The sequence below is a fragment of the Streptomyces sp. NPDC004539 genome (genome assembly GCF_040610055.1).
In the GTDB taxonomy this organism is placed as follows: Bacteria; Actinomycetota; Actinomycetes; order Streptomycetales; family Streptomycetaceae; genus Streptomyces.
This window is the reverse complement of record NZ_JBEXLS010000006.1, coordinates 70,365-87,948: the sequence shown is the minus strand read 5'-3', so window position 1 is coordinate 87,948 and position 17,584 is coordinate 70,365. Positions and strand designations below refer to the sequence as shown.

The 17,584-nt window shown below is 72.1% G+C and carries 6 protein-coding genes; 1 reads left to right on the top strand and 5 read right to left on the bottom strand.

Going from position 1 to position 17,584, the window contains the following annotated elements; translation table 11 throughout:
- The first annotated feature begins 47 nt into the window (after positions 1–47).
- Positions 48–950 (top strand): alpha/beta hydrolase, encoded by a 903-nt coding sequence (locus tag ABZX85_RS14520; RefSeq protein WP_355866917.1) that lies wholly within the window; start codon positions 48–50, stop codon positions 948–950.
- A 93-nt stretch (positions 951–1,043) separates the two neighbouring features.
- Here the strand turns inward: ABZX85_RS14520 and ABZX85_RS14515 are convergent, their stop codons facing one another.
- The 5 genes from ABZX85_RS14515 to ABZX85_RS14495 all read right to left on the bottom strand — a co-directional run bounded on the left by ABZX85_RS14515 (position 1,044) and on the right by ABZX85_RS14495 (position 17,544).
- The gene (locus ABZX85_RS14515) at positions 1,044–2,744 is read right to left on the bottom strand and encodes an ABC transporter ATP-binding protein (protein WP_355866915.1); all 1,701 of its coding nucleotides are present in this window, start codon (positions 2,742–2,744) and stop codon (positions 1,044–1,046) included.
- Entirely contained in the window at positions 2,731–13,548 is a 10,818-nt protein-coding gene (locus ABZX85_RS14510) for an amino acid adenylation domain-containing protein (RefSeq protein ID WP_355866913.1), read from the bottom strand. Before ABZX85_RS14510 ends, ABZX85_RS14515 begins: the two co-directional genes overlap by 14 nt.
- 165 nt (positions 13,549–13,713) lie before the next feature.
- Positions 13,714–15,507 (bottom strand): ABC transporter ATP-binding protein, encoded by a 1,794-nt coding sequence (locus ABZX85_RS14505; RefSeq protein WP_355866910.1) that lies wholly within the window; start codon positions 15,505–15,507, stop codon positions 13,714–13,716.
- Positions 15,507–16,574: an iron-siderophore ABC transporter substrate-binding protein gene (locus ABZX85_RS14500; RefSeq protein WP_355866907.1), complete on the bottom strand. Its 1,068-nt coding sequence runs from the start codon at positions 16,572–16,574 to the stop codon at positions 15,507–15,509. Before ABZX85_RS14500 ends, ABZX85_RS14505 begins: the two co-directional genes overlap by 1 nt.
- 115 nt (positions 16,575–16,689) lie before the next feature.
- Positions 16,690–17,544: an ABC transporter ATP-binding protein gene (locus tag ABZX85_RS14495; RefSeq protein WP_355866904.1), complete on the bottom strand. Its 855-nt coding sequence runs from the start codon at positions 17,542–17,544 to the stop codon at positions 16,690–16,692.
- Positions 17,545–17,584 lie beyond the last annotated feature (40 nt).

Genomic DNA, 17,584 nt, shown 5'->3' with positions numbered 1-17,584 from the left:
ACGGACGGCGGATGCGGCGCCGTACGGCGGGACTTGAGGATGTGGGCATGCATCTCGATCCCGAACTCGAAGCGTTCGCACCGCTGTTCCCCCGCTCGGACCTCTCGGACCCGGTCGCCGAGCGCAAGCAGTACGCCGAACTCGCCGCGTCACGCCCGGCGCCGGACACGACCGGCATGGACATCGAGGACCGCACGGTCCCCGGCGACCCCGCTGTACCCGTCCGGGTCTACCGGCCGCACGGCTCGCGGGGCGCGCTGATCTGGCTGCACGGCGGCGGCATGATCATGGGCGATCTCGACACCGAGCACCCGTGGGCCGCCCGCCTCGCCGCCGCGTCCGGCGCGACGGTCGTCTCCGTCGGCTACCGGCTGGCTCCCGAGAACCGGTACCCGGCCGCGCTGGACGACGTGTACGCGGCCCTGTGCTGGGCCTCGGAGCACGCCGCCGGACTCGGCACGGACGCCGGCCGCATCGCCGTCGGCGGGCACAGCGCGGGCGCCTGTCTGGCGGCGGGGGTGGCGCTGCGGGCCCGTGACGAGAACGGCCCGGCGATCCGCTTCCAGCTCCTCAACGAACCCGGGCTGGACGACCGCCAGGACTCCTGGTCGGCCCGCACCTTCACCGACACACCGTGGAACCACCGCGCCAAGGTCACCTCGTCCTGGCGCCACTACCTGGGCGACACCCCGGCCACCCCGTACGCGGCCCCGCTGCGCGCCACCGACCTCACCGGTCTGCCGCCCGCCTACGTCTCCGCCGCCGAGTACGACCCCAACCGCGACGAGGACATCGCCTACGCCCTGCGCCTCCTGGGCTCCGGCGTCCCCGTCGAACTCCACCAGTGGCCGGGCACCTTCCACGGCTCCCAGGCCATCCTGTCGGCGGAGATCTCCCAACGACAGCTGGCGATGCTGACGGGGGCGGTGCGGCGGGCGCTGGCGGACTGAGAGGACCGTCCGAGGAGGGGGCGGGGGCGGGCCAGGGCGATCGGCTGCACAGGGGACAGCCGAAAAGGCCCGCCGCTCCCCCTCTCCCTCACCTCACCTGGCCACCGCCGCGCAGTACGCCTCGTCGCCCGCCAGCAGGTTCCGGTGCGTGTCCTCCGCCGTCACCACCCCGTCGTCCAGCACGAGCACCCGGTCGGCGGCGTCCAGCAGCGCGGGGCTGCTGGTGATGACCAACGTCGTCCGCCCACGCCGCAGTTCCGCGACGCGCCGGGCGATGAGCTGCTCGGTGACCGCGTCGACGGCGGTCGTCGGGTCGTGGAGGACGAGTACGTCGGTGTCGGCGGCCAACGCCCGCGCCAGCGACAGCCGTTGACGCTGGCCGCCGGAGAGGTTGGCGCCCCGGTCGCGTACGGCGTAGTCGAGGCCCTCGGGGTGCAGGGCGACCACGTCGGTGAGGAGGGACGCCTCGACGGCCTTCTCGACCGTGCCGCTGGTCCCGGAGGGGTCGATGTTGCTGCGCAGGGTGCCGGCGAAGATCTCCCCGTCGTAGGGGTTGACCAGCAGATGCGCGCGGACCCCCTCGACGGACAGTGCGCCGAGCCCGGCCCCGTCCACCCGGACCTCGCCCTCGTAGCCGTCCGGCGGGACGTGCACCGCGAGGACGGCTACCAGGTCGGCGGCGGCGCGTGGCTGGTAGGCGGTGACGGCGACGAACTCCCCCGCCTTCACCTGGAACTTGAGGTCGCGCAGCGTGCCGTACCGGACCCGGTCGACCTCCAGGTCGCCGCCGCTGGCGGGGGTGCCGGTGCCCGGTGTCATCACCGGTGGAGCCGACAGCACCAGCGACATCCGGGTGGCCGAGGCGCGCGCGATCATCACGTACTTCGGCATCTCGGAGAACAGCTTCAGGGGCTCCATGATGAACTGGGCGAGCCCGACGGCCATCACCAGCTCTCCGATGTTGATGCGGCCCTCGAAGGCGAGCCACCCGGCGGTGAGGGTGACGGCGGCGGCGAGGATCGCGTTGAGCGCGAGGGCCGTGCCGGCGTAGATGCCGTTGACGCGGGCGACGGTCACCGCCTGCTGTTTGGCCTCCGTGCTGACCTTGCGGTAGGAGCCGAACGCGGCGTGGTTGCCGCCGAATCCGTGCAGCGGACGCAGTCCGGTGATGAGGTCGGCGACCTTCGCGCCGGCCCGCGCGACCCGTGCCTGCTGCTCCTGGGTGCTCGATCCGATCCGCTTGGACATGATCGACAGGACGGTCAGGATCGCGGCGGACCCGGCGATGACCAGCAGCCCGAGCCGCAGGTCGGCGAGGCCGAGGGCGACGGCGGCGATGAGGAGGGAGACGACGGAGCTGATGAGGAGAGGGACGACCTCGATGATGTCGGCGGTCTGGTCGGCGTCCTCGGTGGCGACGGTCAGGACCTCGCCGGACTTCAGTTCGACGTCGCGGGCGACGGGCTGGAGGCCGCAGGCGGCGACCGCCACCCGCCAGCGGTGTGCCTCGGTCGTGTTGGCCTTCTGGAGGATGCGCATGCCGAACCGCCACGACAGCGACACGGTCGTGATGATCACCGCGAGCGCGGCGATGGAGACGCCGAGCTTGTCGAGGCTCCGGTCACGCATCGTGTGCTCGACGATGAGGCCGAGCGCGATGGGGAAGGCGGTCTCCCCGGCCTGGTACAGGCCCATGAGGAGGGTGCCGCCGGTCATCGCGCCGACGTTGCGGCGCAGCGCGGTGCGCAGGATGTCGGCCCCGGTGCGGGGCTGCTGGGGGTCAGGAGTTGTCATCGAGGTGGCGGGCAATCGCTTCCGGGGTACGCAGGGTGAACAGGTCTCGGATGGTGACGACGGGGCCGAACTCGCGGCGGAGCAGCCCGATCAGGCGTACCGCCAGCATCGAGTGTCCCCCGAGGGACACGAAGTCGCTCACCGCGCTCACCTCGTCGTCGTCCAGGTCCAGTGCCTCGGCGAAGAACTCGCAGACCAGGGTCTCCGTCTCGGTCTCGGGTCCGCGCTCCGCCGCCGTGGTCAGGGCGCCGAGCGGCCGGGCCTCGGGCAGCGCCTTCGTGTCAGCCTTCCCGTTGACGGTCAGCGGGATGCCGTCGACCTGCGCGTAGTGCGTGGGCCGCAGGAAGTCCGGGAGTCCGGCGCCGACCTCGGCCGCGACGTCCGCCAGTTCGGCGCCGTCGAGGACGAGGTAGGCGGCGAGCCGGTACGCGCCGTCGACCTGCGGGTCGGGCTGCGCGACGGCGGCGGCGAACCGGACGGCCGGGTGCGCGGCGAACACGGCCTCGACCTCGCCGAGTTCGACGCGGTGGCCGCGGATCTTGACCTGCTGGTCGGTGCGGCCGAGGTACATCAGGTTGCCGTCGGGGCGGCGCTGCACCAGGTCTCCGGTGCGGTACATGCGTTCGCCGGGCGCCCCGAAGGGAGAGGCCACGAACCGGTGCGCGGTCTCGGCCTGCCGGCCGAGGTAGCCGCGCGCGATGCCCACGCCCGAGACGTACAGCTCGCCGGGGACGCCGTCCGGGAGGGGGCGCAGCCAGGGGTCGAGGACGTGGACGTCGGTGTTGTCGATGGCGACGCCGACGACCGGGTCGGCGCACTCGAAGGTGCCGACGCCGAGGGTGTTGATGGTGTACTCGGTCGGCCCGTACAGGTTGTAGCCGACCGTCCCCTCCGTCTCCGCGAGGCGCTGCCACAGCGTCGGCGTCACGGCCTCGCCGCCGAGCAGGACGAGCGGGGGCCGCCGGTTCGGGTCGTCCAGCAGGCCCTCGGCGACGAGCTGTTGCGCGTAGGTCGGGGTGACGTTGATGACGTCGATCCCGAACTCCAGGCAGTACGCGACGAGTCGGGGCGCGTCGCGGCGCAGCTCCTCGTCACAGATGTGGACCTCGTGCCCGTCGGCGAGCCACAGCAGCTCCTCCCACGACATGTCGAACGCGAAGGACACGGTGTGCACGATCCGGAACATCCGGTGCCCGTGCTGCGCCAGGACCGGTTCGAAGATGCGGCGCTGATGGTTGATGAGCATGTTGGTGAGACCCGCGTACTCGGTCACCACGCCCTTGGGCTTTCCGGTCGAGCCGGAGGTGTAGATCGTGTACGCCGGGTGCCGCAGCCGGTCCGGGTCGTCCGGGGTGAACGTCACGAACGGTTCGGCGTCCGGCAACGGCCGGTCCAGCTCGACGAGTTCGGCCGAGCCCGGCAGCCGGGCCGACACCGAGGACACGGTCAGGACGACGTCCGGCCGCGCGTCCTCCACGATCGCCGCGATCCGCTCGTCCGGGTGGTCCAGCTCCAGCGGCACGTAGGCCGCGCCGACCCGCAGGACGGCGAACAGGGCGACGATCGACTCCAGCGAACGCGGGATCGCGAGGCCGACGTTGGTCTCCGGGCCGATCCCGCGCCCGGCGAGCACGCCCGCCAGCTCGCGGCTGCGGTCCCTCAGTTGCGCGAAGGTCAGGGTGTTGCCGGCGGCGACGAGCGCGAGCCGCTCCGGGTTGCGCTCGGCGGCCCGGTCGAAGCGGTCGACGACCGTGTCCGTGGTGATGTCGGTCTTCTCGCCGGGTACGGGGGTGGCGCCGAGTCCCGGCAGCGCGCCGAGGGGTCCGCTCGCGCGGGCCAGGTCGCGCAGGACGCCGAGGTAGCCGTCCAGCAGTCGCCGGGCGTCGTCCGGACTCCCGTACCGGTGCTCCAGCTTGACCGTCAGCCGGTCGCCCGGCGTCACGACCCAGGTGTACGGGTAGTGCGTCGAGTCGTCGGCCTTCACCTCGACGATGCCGTGCCGCGCGTTCATCTCGGCGAAGGCGTCCATGTCGAGGAAGTTCTGGAGCACGAACAGGTTGTCGAACAGGGTGTCGTGGCCGCTGGCCCGCTGGATCTCGCCGAGCCCGAGGTGCTCGTGCTCCATCGCGGCGACCCGACCGGACTGCACGCGCTCCAGGTAGGCGCGCGCGGAGTCCTGGGCGTGGGCCCGGGTCCACATCGGGACGGTGTTGAGGAGGACACCCACGACGTCGTCGAGCCCCTCCCCCTCGCGTCCCGACACGGTCACGCCGAACACGGCGTCGGTGCGGCCGGTGTACGCGCCGAGCAGCAGCCCGAAGGCGCCCGTGAGGACGGAGTTGAGGGTGACGCCGTGCGCCTTGGCGGCCTCGCGCAGGAGATCGGAGTCGTCGGGCGACAGGGTCTGGACGAGCGTCGGGGGCAGCTCCGTCGACAGTTCGGGGGCCGGGCCGGCCAGGAGGGTGGGTCCGGGGAGTTCGGCCAGTTGCTGTGCCCAGAACCGCTCGGAGACGGCCGTGTCCTTCGCGGCCAGCGTCCGGGCGTACTCCTCGAAGCTGGGCGCGGGGGTCCGCGTCAGGTCACCCGCGTACGCGTCGAAGAGGTCCCGCAGGACGATCTCGCGCGACCAGCCGTCCCACAGGAGGAGGTGGTAGCTGAACAGCAACCCGTCACGGCCGTCGGGCAGTCGCACGACCGTGAGCCGGATCAGCGGCGGCTCGCCGGGGTCGAACCCGGCGTCGCGGTCCGCGACCCGGAAGGCGTCCACCTCTGCCGCGGAGGCGAGTTGAACGGTCCGGACGTCGACCCGCCTGCCCGCCTTGAGGACTTGGACCGGGTTGCCGTCGTCGTCGGTGGTGAAGCCGGCGCCGACGACCGGGTGGCGGTCGATGACCTGGGCCATGGCGTCGGCCAGCCGGTCGGCGTCGAGGCGCCGGTCGAAGGTGAACCAGCTCTGGGCGACGTAGTGTCCGGCCTGCCCCGCCAACTGAGCCTGGAAGAACAGGCCGCGCTGGAGGGGGGTGACCGGCGCGGTGCGCTCGGCGGTCGTGGCGGCGTCCGCGATCCGGGTGAGGGCCGTCGTCCACGCGTCGGTGATCGTGTCCGGGACGCCCTCGGCGAGGACGAACTCCGCGTGCAGGCCGTCCTGTTCGACCCAGGCGTTCACCTCGACCGCGTACGGGCTGCCCTGGTCGCCCGCGTCGAGGTGCAGCGCCTGCGACTCGCTGCCCCGGCCCAGGTAGTTGAACAGCACCTGCGGACGGGCGGTGAGCAGCGGGGCCGTCTGCGGGTTGAGGTACCTGAGCCGGCCGTAGGCGACGTGCCCGTCCTCGTCCGGCTGCCGGTCGGCGACCTCGCGGGCCGCCTCGACGGGGTCGGTGTGCGCGGTGAGGCGGACCGGGGCGATCGAGGTGAACCAGCCGACGGTGCGCGTGTAGTCGTGGTCGGCGCGGGCGGGAACCCGGCCGTGCCGCTCCAACTCCACGGCCAGGTCGGTGGGTTCGGCCTGGATCTCGGTGAGCGCGGCCCGCAGGGCGCCGACGAGGAGTTCGGTGAGGCCGACTCCCAGGGCGGCGGGGGCGGTTCGGGTGAGGCGGTCGGTGACGTCGGCCGGGAGGACGGTCGAGGTCTCCCGCAGCACGCCGGGTTCGGGGAGCAGTCGGGGTGCTTCGAGGGTGGTGATCCAGTGGCCGAGGGTGCCGGTGTCCTGCTGCGCCTGCGCGGCGAGGGCCTCGGCGTACCGCGCGTACGGGGTCGTCGGCGCGGCGAGCGCCTTGCCGGTGAGGGCCGTTGTCAGGTCCTCCAGGAGGATCAGCCACGACACGGCGTCGACGGCGAGGTGGTGCACGACCGCGACGAGCGTCCGGCTCTCCGCCAGCCACGCGAACCCGGCGATCCGTCCGGCCTCGGGGTCGAGCCGGTCGGCGAGGTCGTCGGCGGCGGCCGACGGGCTCAAGGTGCTGCGGACGAGGGTGAGTTCGGCGTCGGGTTCGGTGGCGAGCGTCCAGACGCCGCGTTCGTCGGTGAGCCGGAGCCGCAGCGCGGGGTGCGCGGCGACGACGGCCCGGACCGCGCGCTCGACGTCCGTGAACCCGGTGCCCTCGGGGGCGGTGAGGGTCCTCGCCTGGACGAACCGGGCGAGGGAGCCGCCGAGTTGGCGTTGGCGGAGGATGATCGGCGTCGGGACGAGCGGGCCGTCCTCAGCGACGACCGGCGCCTTCTGAACGACGGGAACGCTCACCCGGCCGGCCAGCGCGCGGGGTGTCCGCAGGAGGAAGACGTCCCGGGGTGCGATGGCCAGGCCCAGTGCCCTGGCCCGGTTGATGACGGTGATGGCGACGATGCTGTCGCCGCCGGCCCGGAAGAAGTCGGTGTCGGCGTCGATGTCGGCGCCGGGGAGGGTGTCAGCGAAGATGCCGATCAGGGCGTCGAGGGCCTGGGGGGCGAGGGTGTCGGCCGGGCTCCCGGAACCGACGACACCAGCGGCGGCATCGGCGCCGAGACCCTCGAAAGCGGCGGAGTCCTCGGCGGCCCGCGCCACCAGCGCCTTGCGGTCCAGCTTCCCGTTCACCGTCAGCGGCAGCGCGTCCACGGCCAGCACCCGCCCCGGCACCATGTGCACCGGCAGCTTCGCGGCGAGCCGCTCGCCCAGGTCGCCGGGCACCCGCCCGACGACGTGCGCGACGAGGTGGTCCCCGCTGTCCGCGACGGTCACGGCGACGTCGGTCACCCCGTCGATCTCGCGGACGGCGGCCTCGACCTCGCCCAACTCGATCCGGAACCCCTTCAGCTGGACCTGGTCGTCGGCCCGTCCGGCGAACTCCAGCTCCCCGCCGAGCGTCCGGCGGGCCAGGTCCCCGGTGTGGTACATCCGGGACCCGTCCCCGGCGAACGGGTCGGCGACGAACCGCCCCGCCGTGAGCCCGGCCCGCCCCAGGTACCCCAGGGACACCTGGTCCCCGGCGACGTAGATCGCGCCGGTCCTGCCGGGCGACACCGGCCTCAGCCGGTCGTCGAGGAGGTAGGTCACGAGGCCCGGGATCGGCCCGCCGATGGGGCTGACCTCGGCCGTGAAGTCCTCGTCGGTGAGCACCCGGTGGGTGACGTGCACGGTCGTCTCGGTGATCCCGTACATGTTGACCAGCTCGGGCGTGCCCGTGCCGTGCCGTTCGACCCAGCCGCGCAGCCGGACCGGGTCGAGGGCCTCGCCGCCGAAGATCACCCGGCGCAGTGCGGGCAGCGGCTCGCCGGAGAGCCGGTCGGCCTCGACGAACTGGTAGAAGGCGGACGGGGTCTGGTTGAGGACCGTCACCCCGCGCTCGCGGACCATGCGGTGGAAGTCGACCGGCGAGCGCGTCAACCCGTAGTCGGGGACCAGGAGTTCACCGCCGTGCAGCAGTGCGCCCCACAGCTCCCAGACCGCGAAGTCGAAGGAGTAGGAGTGGAACTGCACCCACACGTCGTCGGGCCCGAACCCCATCGCGGGCTGCGTGTTCGCGAGCAGTGTCACCACGCTGGAGTGCGGGACGACGACCCCCTTGGGCCGTCCGGTCGAGCCGGAGGTGTAGATGACGTACGCGGGGTCGTGCCAGCCGATCTCGAACGGCTCGGCGTCCAGGGGAAGTTCGGCGGAGAGCTCGTCGCTCTGAACGATCACGCGGGCGTCGAGGCCGATGCGGGCCAGCAACTCCGTGAACCGGTCGCGGTGTTCACCGTCCACGAGCACGACCTGCGGCGCGGAGTCCGCGAGGATGTGCTCCAGCCGCTCGTCCGGATAGGCGAGGTCGAGCGGGACGTACGCCCCGCCCGCGCCGACGATCGCGAGCAGCGCGACGACCTGTTCCACCGAGCGGGGCACGGCGACGGCGACCCGCTTGCCGGCCCCGACCCCGGCGGCGCGCAGGGCGCGGGTCAACTCGGCCTTGGTGTCGGCGAGTTCGGCGTAGGAGAGGGAGCGGGACGTGCCGTCCAGGGCGACCTGGGTGACGGCGGTGGCGCCGGGGTTGCGGGCGGCGGCGGTGTCGAAGAGGGCGCCGAGGGAGGTCCGCTCGACCGAGGGCGCCGTGGAACGCGGTCCGGCGACAAGGGCGTTCGGGTCCGCGAGCAGCGCCGTGAGTGTCGAGGTGAAGGTGTCGAGGACGCTGCGCGCGTCGCGTTCGCCGAGGACCTCGGCGTCGTAGATGAGGTTGAAGCGGTCGCGTTCCACGACGAGGGTCAACGGGTAGTGCGGGGCGCCCTCGTTGACGATCTCCGTGACGGCGAGGGTGTCGCCGGGGCGGCGCAGGGCGGTGACGTCGGTCGCTATGTCGAAGACGACGAGCGTGTCGAAGAGGGCGCCCGCGCCGATCCGGGAGAGGGAGACGTGCTGGTGGGCGAGGACCGCGCTCTGGTGCTCGCGGACCCCGGCCAGCAGTTCTCCTGCGGTGGTGGCGGCGTCCCAACGGGCGCGTACGGGGATCGTGTTGATGAACAGGCCGACCATGTCGGCGATGCCGGGGACATCCGCGTCGCGGCCGGAGACCGTGGAGCCGAAGACGACGTCCGTGCTGTGCAGGAGGGTGCCGAGGGTGACGCCCCAGGCGCTGTGCACGGCGACGCTCAGCGGTACGCCCGGCGTCTCGATCGCGGCCGGCGCGGAGACGTCGGCGAACGAGTCGGAGGGGGTGTGGCCCTCGGCGACCAGGGAGGCGCCGGTGAAGCCGTCGAGTTCGGCGCGCCAGATCCGGTCGCTCTCGGCGGCGTCGCGGGCGGCGAGGGCGCGGACGTAGTCGGCGAAGCCGCCGATCGGGTAGACGCTGCCGGGCGCGTGGTACTCGGCGAGCAGGGCGCGCAGCATCGGCGGGACGGACCAGCCGTCGGCGATGATGTGGTGGACGGTCTGGACGAGCACGGTGCGGCCGTTGCCCGCGCGGACCAGGGTGTAGCGCATCAACGGCCCTGCGGCGAGGTCGAATCCGGCGCGCCGGTCGCGTTCCGCGAGGTCGTTGAGTTCGGCGTCGGTGATGCCGGGGCGGTCGAGGACCGTGAAGGGTGCCTCGACGCCGGACTCCAGGACGGAGACGACGCGGCCGTCGGCCAGGGCGGTGAAGCGGGCGGCGAGGTTGGGGTAGAGGTCGAGGAGGCGGGTGGCCGCAGCCGCGAGCCGCGCCTCCGAGATCTCCCCTTCCAGCGTGAGGAGTTGCTGCTCCACGTACGCGCCGGAGGAGTCGTCGTCGAAGACGGAGTGGAAGTAGAGGCCCTCCTGCAACGGCGTGAGCGGGAGGATGTCCTTGAGGCGGGGGCCGTCGAAGGCGTCGACGTCGGTCTGAGTGAGGGGGACGAGGTCGAAGTCGCTCGGGGTGTGGCCGCCGGTCTCCAACGCGGCGAGTCCGGCGAGCGCGGCGTCGAAGTGGGCGCCGAGGGCCGTGATGTCGTCGTCGGTGAAGACCCCGGACGGCCAGGAGATGGTCGTCACGAGCTGGAACTCGCCGGTGGCCGCGTCCGGTTCGGCGATCGCGTTGAACTCCAGGGCGCGCGGGAGGCGCATCGCGGGGTCGCGCTTCTCGCCCAACTGGCCGGTGGCGCCCGCGAGTTCCCAGTCGCCGTCGGCGCCCGCGTCGAAGCGTCCCAGGTAGTTGAAGAGGACCTGGGGTGCGGGGGCGGCGAAGTCGGCGCCGTGCAGGTGGCGCAGCACGCCGTAGGAGAGGCCGTTGCGCGGGACGCGGGCGAGGTCCTCCTTCACGGCCTTGAGCGCGGCGGCCAGGTCGTCGGTGGTGCCGGGGTCGACGGTCACCGGGAACAGGGTCGTGAACCAGCCGACCGTACGGGACAGTTCGGGTTCGAACCCGGCGGAGTCCGCGACGAACCGGGCCTCGCGGCCGTGGCCCTCCAGCTCGATGTGCGCGAACGTCTGCTGCTGGCCGCACTCCGCACGGAACCGGGAGAGCGCGACGGCGAGGGCGGTGAGGAGGACGTCGTTGACGCCCGCGTGGAACTTCGCGGGGATCTCGCCGAGGAGCGCGGCGGTGGTCTTGGTGTCGGTGGTGAGGACGCGGACCTGTTCGTCCGCCACGGTGTCGGCGGCCGACAGGGCGCGCCCGCCGAGGAGTTGGTCGGGTCCCGGCAGTTCCCGCTCGTAGTGGGCGCGGTCGGCGTCGAGTCCGGCGCGCTCCAGGAGCTGGGTCCAGCGCCTGAACGACGTCCCGACCGGCGGGAGTTCGACGTTGGCGCCGGAGCGGTACTGCTCCCAGGCGGTGGCGAGGTCCTCGCGGAGGATGCGCCAGGAGACGCCGTCGACGATCACGTGGTGGGCGACGAGGACGAGTTGGCGGGCCTCGGGGCGCCAGACCGCGCGGAGCATCACGCCGTCGTCGGGGTCGAGGCCGGCGGTGGCGAGGGCGACGCAGTCGTCGAGGGGGCGGTCGCTCTCCTCCCAGTCGATCGCGGCGCGGCGCGGCTGCGGGACGTCGAAGCCCCAGTGCTCGCCCCTGACGAGGCGGGCGCGCAGGATGTCGTGGCGTTCGGCGAGGGCGGTGAGGGCCGCGTCGAGGGCGTCGCCGGTGAGGTCGGCGGGGGTGTTGAGGACGACGGACTGCACGAACCCGTCGACGGCGTCCGTCGTCTCGCCGAGCCAGCGCAGGACGGGAGAACCGGTGACGGTGCCTGTCGGGACGTCCGCGTGGTCGGTGGCGGAGACGTCCTCGCGGCTCGCGACGGCGGCGAGGGCGCCGACGACGCTGTGCGTGAAGATCTGCCGGGCGGTGACGTGCAGGCCCTGTTCGCGCAGGGCGCCGAGCAGGGAGATGGCGAGGATGCTGTCGCCGCCGAGCTGGAAGATGTCCTGGTTGACGCCGACCTCGTCGAGGCGCAGCACCTTCGCGACGGCCGCGCAGACGATCCGCTCGTTCTCGGTGGCAGGGGGCACGATCGTGCCGGTGCGGACCTCGGGTTCAGGCAGGGCCTTGCGGTCGAGCTTGCCGTTGGCGGTGAGCGGGAACTCGGTCATGACGACGACGTGGGTCGGCACCATGTACTCGACCATGTGCTCGGTCGCCCATGCCTTGACGTCGTCGGCGGTGAGCGTCTCGTGTCCGGCGGACGGGATGACGTAGCCGTCGAGGTAGGTGCCGCCGGCGGAGTTCTTCTTCGCGACGACGCAGGTGTAGCGGACGCCGGGGTGTTCGGCGAGGCCGACCTCGACGTCCTCGATCTCCAGGCGCATGCCCCGGATCTTGATCTGGTTGTCCACGCGGCCGAGGAAGTCGAGGGAGCCGTCGGGGGCGAAGCGGGCGAGGTCGCCGGTGCGGTAGAGGCGGGAGCCGTCGTCCGCGAAGGGGTTGGCGACGAAGCGGGAGGCGGTCAGGCCGGGCGCGTTGACGTAACCGCGGCCCAACAGGAAGCCGCCGACGTAGAGTTCGCCGCCGACGCCGACCGGGACCGGCCGCAACTCGTTGTCCAGGACGTAGAGCTGCGTGTTCGGGTTGGCCTTGCCGATGGATGTGGTGAGGCGTCCGGCCCTGCCCCGGTAGATGACGTGGGAGACGCCGATGGTCGTCTCGGCGGGGCCGTAGCCGTGGTACATGGGGATGTCGAGCTTGGTGCGGAACCGTTCGTACAGCTCCGGGGTGAGGACCTCGCCGCCGCACCACACGTGCCGCAGGCTGTCCAGCTTCCCCGAGTCGCCGGCCATCTCCAGGAGGACGTCCAGCATCGACGACACCAGATAGGTGAAGGTGACGCGCTGTTCGGCGATGACGCCGAGGAGGTGGTGGGGGTCGCGTTCGCCGCCGGGGCGCAGGACGACGAGGCGTCCGCCGCTGACGAGGGGGAGGAAGATCTCGTTGATGGAGATGTCGAACGACAGGGGCGCCTTGAAGAGGGAGGCGTCGTCGTGGCCGAAGTGCAGGATCTCGTTCACCTGCCACAGCAGGCGTTCGCTGATCGCCTCGTGGCGGATCATCGCGCCCTTGGGGCGGCCGGTGGAGCCGGAGGTGAAGATGACGTAGGCGAGCCCGTCGCCGGGGGCGGTGATGCCCGTCCCGCCGGCCGGGTACGTGTCGTACGCCCACTCGCCCAGGTCGACCGCCACGGCCGGGGGTTCGGCCTCGTCGTGCTCGCCGGTCGTGTTCAGCTGGAGGACGGCGCGGGCGTCCTCGACGACGACCGCGCGGCGGGCGGCCGGCCACTGGGGGTCCAGCGGGACGAAGGCGCCGCCCGCCTGGAGGACCGCGAGCAGGCCGACGACCATCTCGGCGGAACGGCCCAGGGAGATGCCGACGACCTGCTCCGCGGCGAGGCCGCGCTCCAGCAGGTGGTGGGCCAACTGGGAGGACAGTTCGGCGGCTTGACGGTACGTCAGGGTGCGGTGCTCGTCGACGATCGCGATCTCGTCGGGGCGGGTGCGCGCCTGTTCCCGGAACATCTCGACGATCGTCGGGCGGTCCCGGTCGGCCCGGTTGTCGTTCCACTCCGCGAGGGCCCGGAGCCGGGCCGCCGCGCTGGAGGGGGCGATCGTGCCGAGCGGGCGGTCCGGGAAGTCGGCGAGGTCGTCCAGGGCGAGCTGGGCGTCGCCGGGGTCGACACCGTCGGGGACGGGGATGCCGTCCACCTCCCGGCCGCTGTTCCCGGCCCAGGCGAGGACGTCCGTGAACAGGGTCGCCGGGGTCAGCTCGATGCCCTCGGGGCCGGCCCCGGTCGCCCAGAACTCCAGCCCGATGGCACACGCTTCACGGATGGCCCGGTCGGAGTGGCCGCCCCCGGTACGCCGCCGCACTTCGGCGAGGCGCTCGGGAGAAAGCCGTACAAATCGAGGAGTGGATTCCAGCATCGAAGACTCCGCGTCCCTTTCACGTGATGAACGTCGGCACCAGGGGTGGGGGGGGCAATCAAGTCGGGGATCGGACCGGTGTTTAGGGGCGCGAGGAACTGCGCGACAAGCCACGACGGCGCAGCACCCTCGCGACAACCTGAGGCGGCACCCCCTCAGGAGCACCTAGCTGCCTTCGCGCCAAGCTCGCCAAAGCCGCGCATACCGCCCGCCCAGCGCGACGAGTTCGTCATGGGTCCCCTGTTCGACGACCTGTCCGGCGTCGAGCACGGCGATCCGGTCGGCGGACATCGCCTGCGTGAGCCGGTGTGCAACGAACAGCGTCGTCCGCCCCGCACAGGCCGCCAGCACAGCCCTCTCCAGCTCGGCGGCGCCCTCACTGCCCGCCTCGGCGGTGGACTCGTCCAGCACGACGACCGGCGTCCGCGCCAGCACCAGCCGCGCCAGCGCGATGTGCGCGACCTTGGTCACGTCGAGCCGCTCGCCCCCTTCGCCGACCGGCGTGTCGATCCCGTCCGGCAGGGCGGACGCCCACTCCCACGCCCCCACCGTCCGCAGCGCGTCCACCAGTTCCGCGTCGGTCGCGGCGGGCGCGGCGAGCCGGAGGTCGTCGGCGAGGGTGCCGGAGAACACGTGGCTCTCCTGGGTGAGGATGCTCACGAGCGCCCGTGCCCCGGCCTCGTCGAGGGTAGCGAGGTCGGTGCCGCCGACCCGGACGGTCCCGGCGTCGGGCGTGCCGATCCCGGCGACGAGCGCGGCGAGGGTCGTCTTGCCGGCTCCGGTGGCGCCGACGAGCGCGAGCGAACCCCCGGCGGGGATCGACAGGCTGACGTCCCGCAGGACGGGCCGGTCGGTGCCGGGGTAGCTGAAGGTGAGCCCCTCGACGCGGACCCCGTAGGTGCCCGCGGCGCCGGGGGCGGCGTCGCCGACGAGCCGTCCGTCGCCGCCCTCGCCGAGCACGCCGACGAGCCGGGTGAGGCTGGCCCCGGACTTCTGGGCCTCGTCGAAGGTGAACATGATCGCGCCGAGCGGCGTGAACAGGCGGTGGAAGAGCAGGGGTGCGGCGGAGACCTGGCCGAGGGTGGCGGCGTCGTTCTCCAGGAGGGCGTAGCCCACGAGGAGGATGAGGGTCAGGCCGATGAACTCGGCCCGGTTCTCGCGTCCGACGAACCGGCCGAAGAACCGGAAGACCTCGATGCCGTAGTTACGCACCCGCCAGGACTCGGCGTCGACCTTCTCGCGGAAGGTGTCCTCCAGGCGGTAGGCGCGGACGGTGTCGATGCCGTCGAGGCCGCTGATGAGGGCCTGCGCGCGGTCGGCCTGGGCGGCGCGCTGCTTGCGGTAGAGGGGTGCGGAGCGCGGCAGGTACCAGCGCAGCGCGAACGCGTACGCGGGCAGCGCGCCGGCGCCCGCGAGGCCGAGCCGCCAGTCCAGGCCGAACATGCCGGCGGTGGCGATGGTGACGAGGACGCCGGCGGAGAAGACGGTGGGGATGGCGGTGCGGATGCCCCGGGAGATGACGGCGACGTCGTCGCCGACCCGGGAGAGGACGTCGCCGCGGCCGACCTGTTCGACGCGCGAGCTGGGCATCCCGAGGACGGCGCGGACGGCGCCCTCGCGGAGCTTCGCGAGGAGGTCGGCACCGAGCCGTCCGATGAGGTAGGTGGAGGCGGCGGTGGCCACCGCGCCGAGAAGGGCGGCGGCCACCATCGTGACGCCGATGGTGAACAGGACCGAGCGGTCGTCTCCGCCGACGACCCCGTCGACCACGCGGCCGAGGAGGAGGACGGGGAGGACCTGGAGGGCGGCCCCGGCCACCGTGGTGAGCACGGTGGCCGTGGTCAGGCCGGGTACTTCGCAGCAGTGCGCGGTGACCCAGCGGGTGGCCTCACGGCCGGTCGCCGTGCGCAGCACCGCCGGTGCGGGGCGCGTGGCGGTGCTCACGCCGGCGTCGGGCATTACTGGCTGACCGCCTTGACGAGTTCGTCGATCGCGTACGGCATCGAGGCGAGCGTGGCCTGGGAGGTGGCGGCGCCGACGGCCGGGCCCTCGCTGTCGAGGAGGTAGGTGACCTTGTTGTTCTTGACGGCGTCGAGGTTCGTGAAGAGCTTGAACTTCTTCAGCGCGTCGGTGTCGGCCTTGTCGTTGATGACGATGACGCGGTCGACGTCGACGAGGTCGACGCGCTCGGGGGAGAGCGCGGTGGAGAAGCTGCCGCCGGCGATCTTGTCGATCTCGGTCTGGTACTTGAAGCCCATGCCGGTCAGGAGCTGGCCGCGGACGTCGGTGGAGGTGAAGGGGTTGATGGCGTCCTTGTACCAGGAGAGCGCGACGGCGGTCTGGTTCGCGAACTCGGGGTGCGCGGTCTTCGCGGCGGCGAGCTGGTCCTGGACGCCCTGGATCAGCTTGGCGCCTTCCGCCTCCTTGCCGAGGGCCTTGGAGATCTGGAGGGCGTTGTCCTGCCAGCGGGCGCTGAAGGGCTCCTTCTCGGCCTTGGTGCGGCCGACGGTGGGCGCTATCTGCGACAGCTTGTCGTAGGCGGCCTTGTCGATCTCGGAGTACACCGCGATGATCAGGTCGGGGCGCAGGGCCGCGATCTTCTCGTAGTTGGGGCCGGAGTCACCGTTGTTCATGATGACCTCGGGCTTGGTGTCGCCCCACTTGTCCTTGACCCAGGGCCACTGCGTGTTGATGTCCGGGGACTGGCCGGCCGGGTTCGGGTACTGGTCGACCATGCCGACGGGCTTGGTGCCGAGTTCCAGGACGGTCTGGTCGTCGGTGTAGCCGACGGTGACGACGCGCTCGGGGGCCTTCTTGACCGTCGTCGAGCCGAAGAAGTGGTCGACGGTGACGGGGAAGGCGCCGGAGGCGGAGGAGCTGGGCGACGTGGAGGCCGCGGCGTTGTCCTTGTTGTCTGAGTCGCTGGAGCCGCAGCTCGCGAGGAGACCGACGCCGAGCGTCGTGGCGGCCAGGGTGGCCGCCAGCCGCTGCCAGGGCTTCATGAGCGTCGTTCTGTGGAGGAGCATCCCGCAATCCCTTGCCTTCTCATTGTCCTGCTTGTCCGGCGCCTCGTTCAAAGGGCAGGCAAACCTTACCCAACAAACTGAGGTTAGCCTAGCCTAACCATCACAATCGCCCTGATCACTCACCGACTTGGACGTGCGCCGGGGCGTGGGTGCGCCCGATCGGCACGATCATCGGCCGGTCCCCCACCGGATCGTCGACGACCAGCGCCCTCAACCCGAAAGCCTCGTCGAGGAGTTCGGCGGTGACGACGTCCCGGGGATGCCCCTGGGCGAGGATCGCGCCGTCCTTCATGACGACGAGGTTGTCGCTGTAGCGGATGGCGAGGTTGAGGTCGTGCAGCACCATGACGACGGTGCGCCCGGACTCGTGCAGGTCGTCCACGAGGTCGAGGACGTCCACGGCGTGCGCGAGGTCGAGATAGGTGGTCGGTTCGTCGAGGAGCAGCAGGTCGGTGCCCTGAGCGAGCGTCATGGAGATCCACACGCGCTGGCGCTGACCGCCCGACAGGGAGTCCACGGGCCGCTCCGCGAGGTCCAGGACGCCGGTCATCGCGAGGGCCTTCTCGACGACCTCCGCGTCGTCCGACGACCACTGCCGCAGCCAGCTCTGGTGCGGGTGCCTGCCGCGTGCGACCAGGTCGGAGACGGTGAGCCCCTCGGGCGCGACCGGCGCCTGCGGGAGCAGCCCGAGCTTCTTCGCGACGTCCCGGGTCCGCAGCCGGGCGATGTCGTCGCCGTCGAGGACGACGGCGCCCTTGGTCGGTTTCAGCAGCCTCGACAGGGTCCTCAGCAGGGTTGACTTCCCGCAGCCGTTGGGCCCGATGATCGTGGTGACGACACCCTGCGGCACCTCCACGTGAAGGTCGTCGATGACGGTACGGCTGCCGTATCCGACGGTGACGCCCTTCGCGGCCAGCCGCGCGGTCGCGGTGGCCGGGGACTCGATCTCGGTGATGTGCTGAGCGACCACAGGGCCCCCTCGTATTTAGGTGTGCCTAACCTTTGTACCA

Excerpts from the sequence above, each read along its gene's own strand:
- ABZX85_RS14520 (WP_355866917.1), top strand. The coding sequence starts at position 48 with ATGCATCTCGATCCCGAACTCGAAGCGTTCGCACCGCTGTTCCCCCGC.
- ABZX85_RS14500 (WP_355866907.1), bottom strand. The coding sequence starts at position 16,574 with ATGCTCCTCCACAGAACGACGCTCATGAAGCCCTGGCAGCGGCTGGCG.
- ABZX85_RS14510 (WP_355866913.1), bottom strand. The coding sequence starts at position 13,548 with ATGCTGGAATCCACTCCTCGATTTGTACGGCTTTCTCCCGAGCGCCTC.
- ABZX85_RS14515 (WP_355866915.1), bottom strand. The coding sequence starts at position 2,744 with ATGACAACTCCTGACCCCCAGCAGCCCCGCACCGGGGCCGACATCCTG.
- ABZX85_RS14505 (WP_355866910.1), bottom strand. The coding sequence starts at position 15,507 with ATGCCCGACGCCGGCGTGAGCACCGCCACGCGCCCCGCACCGGCGGTG.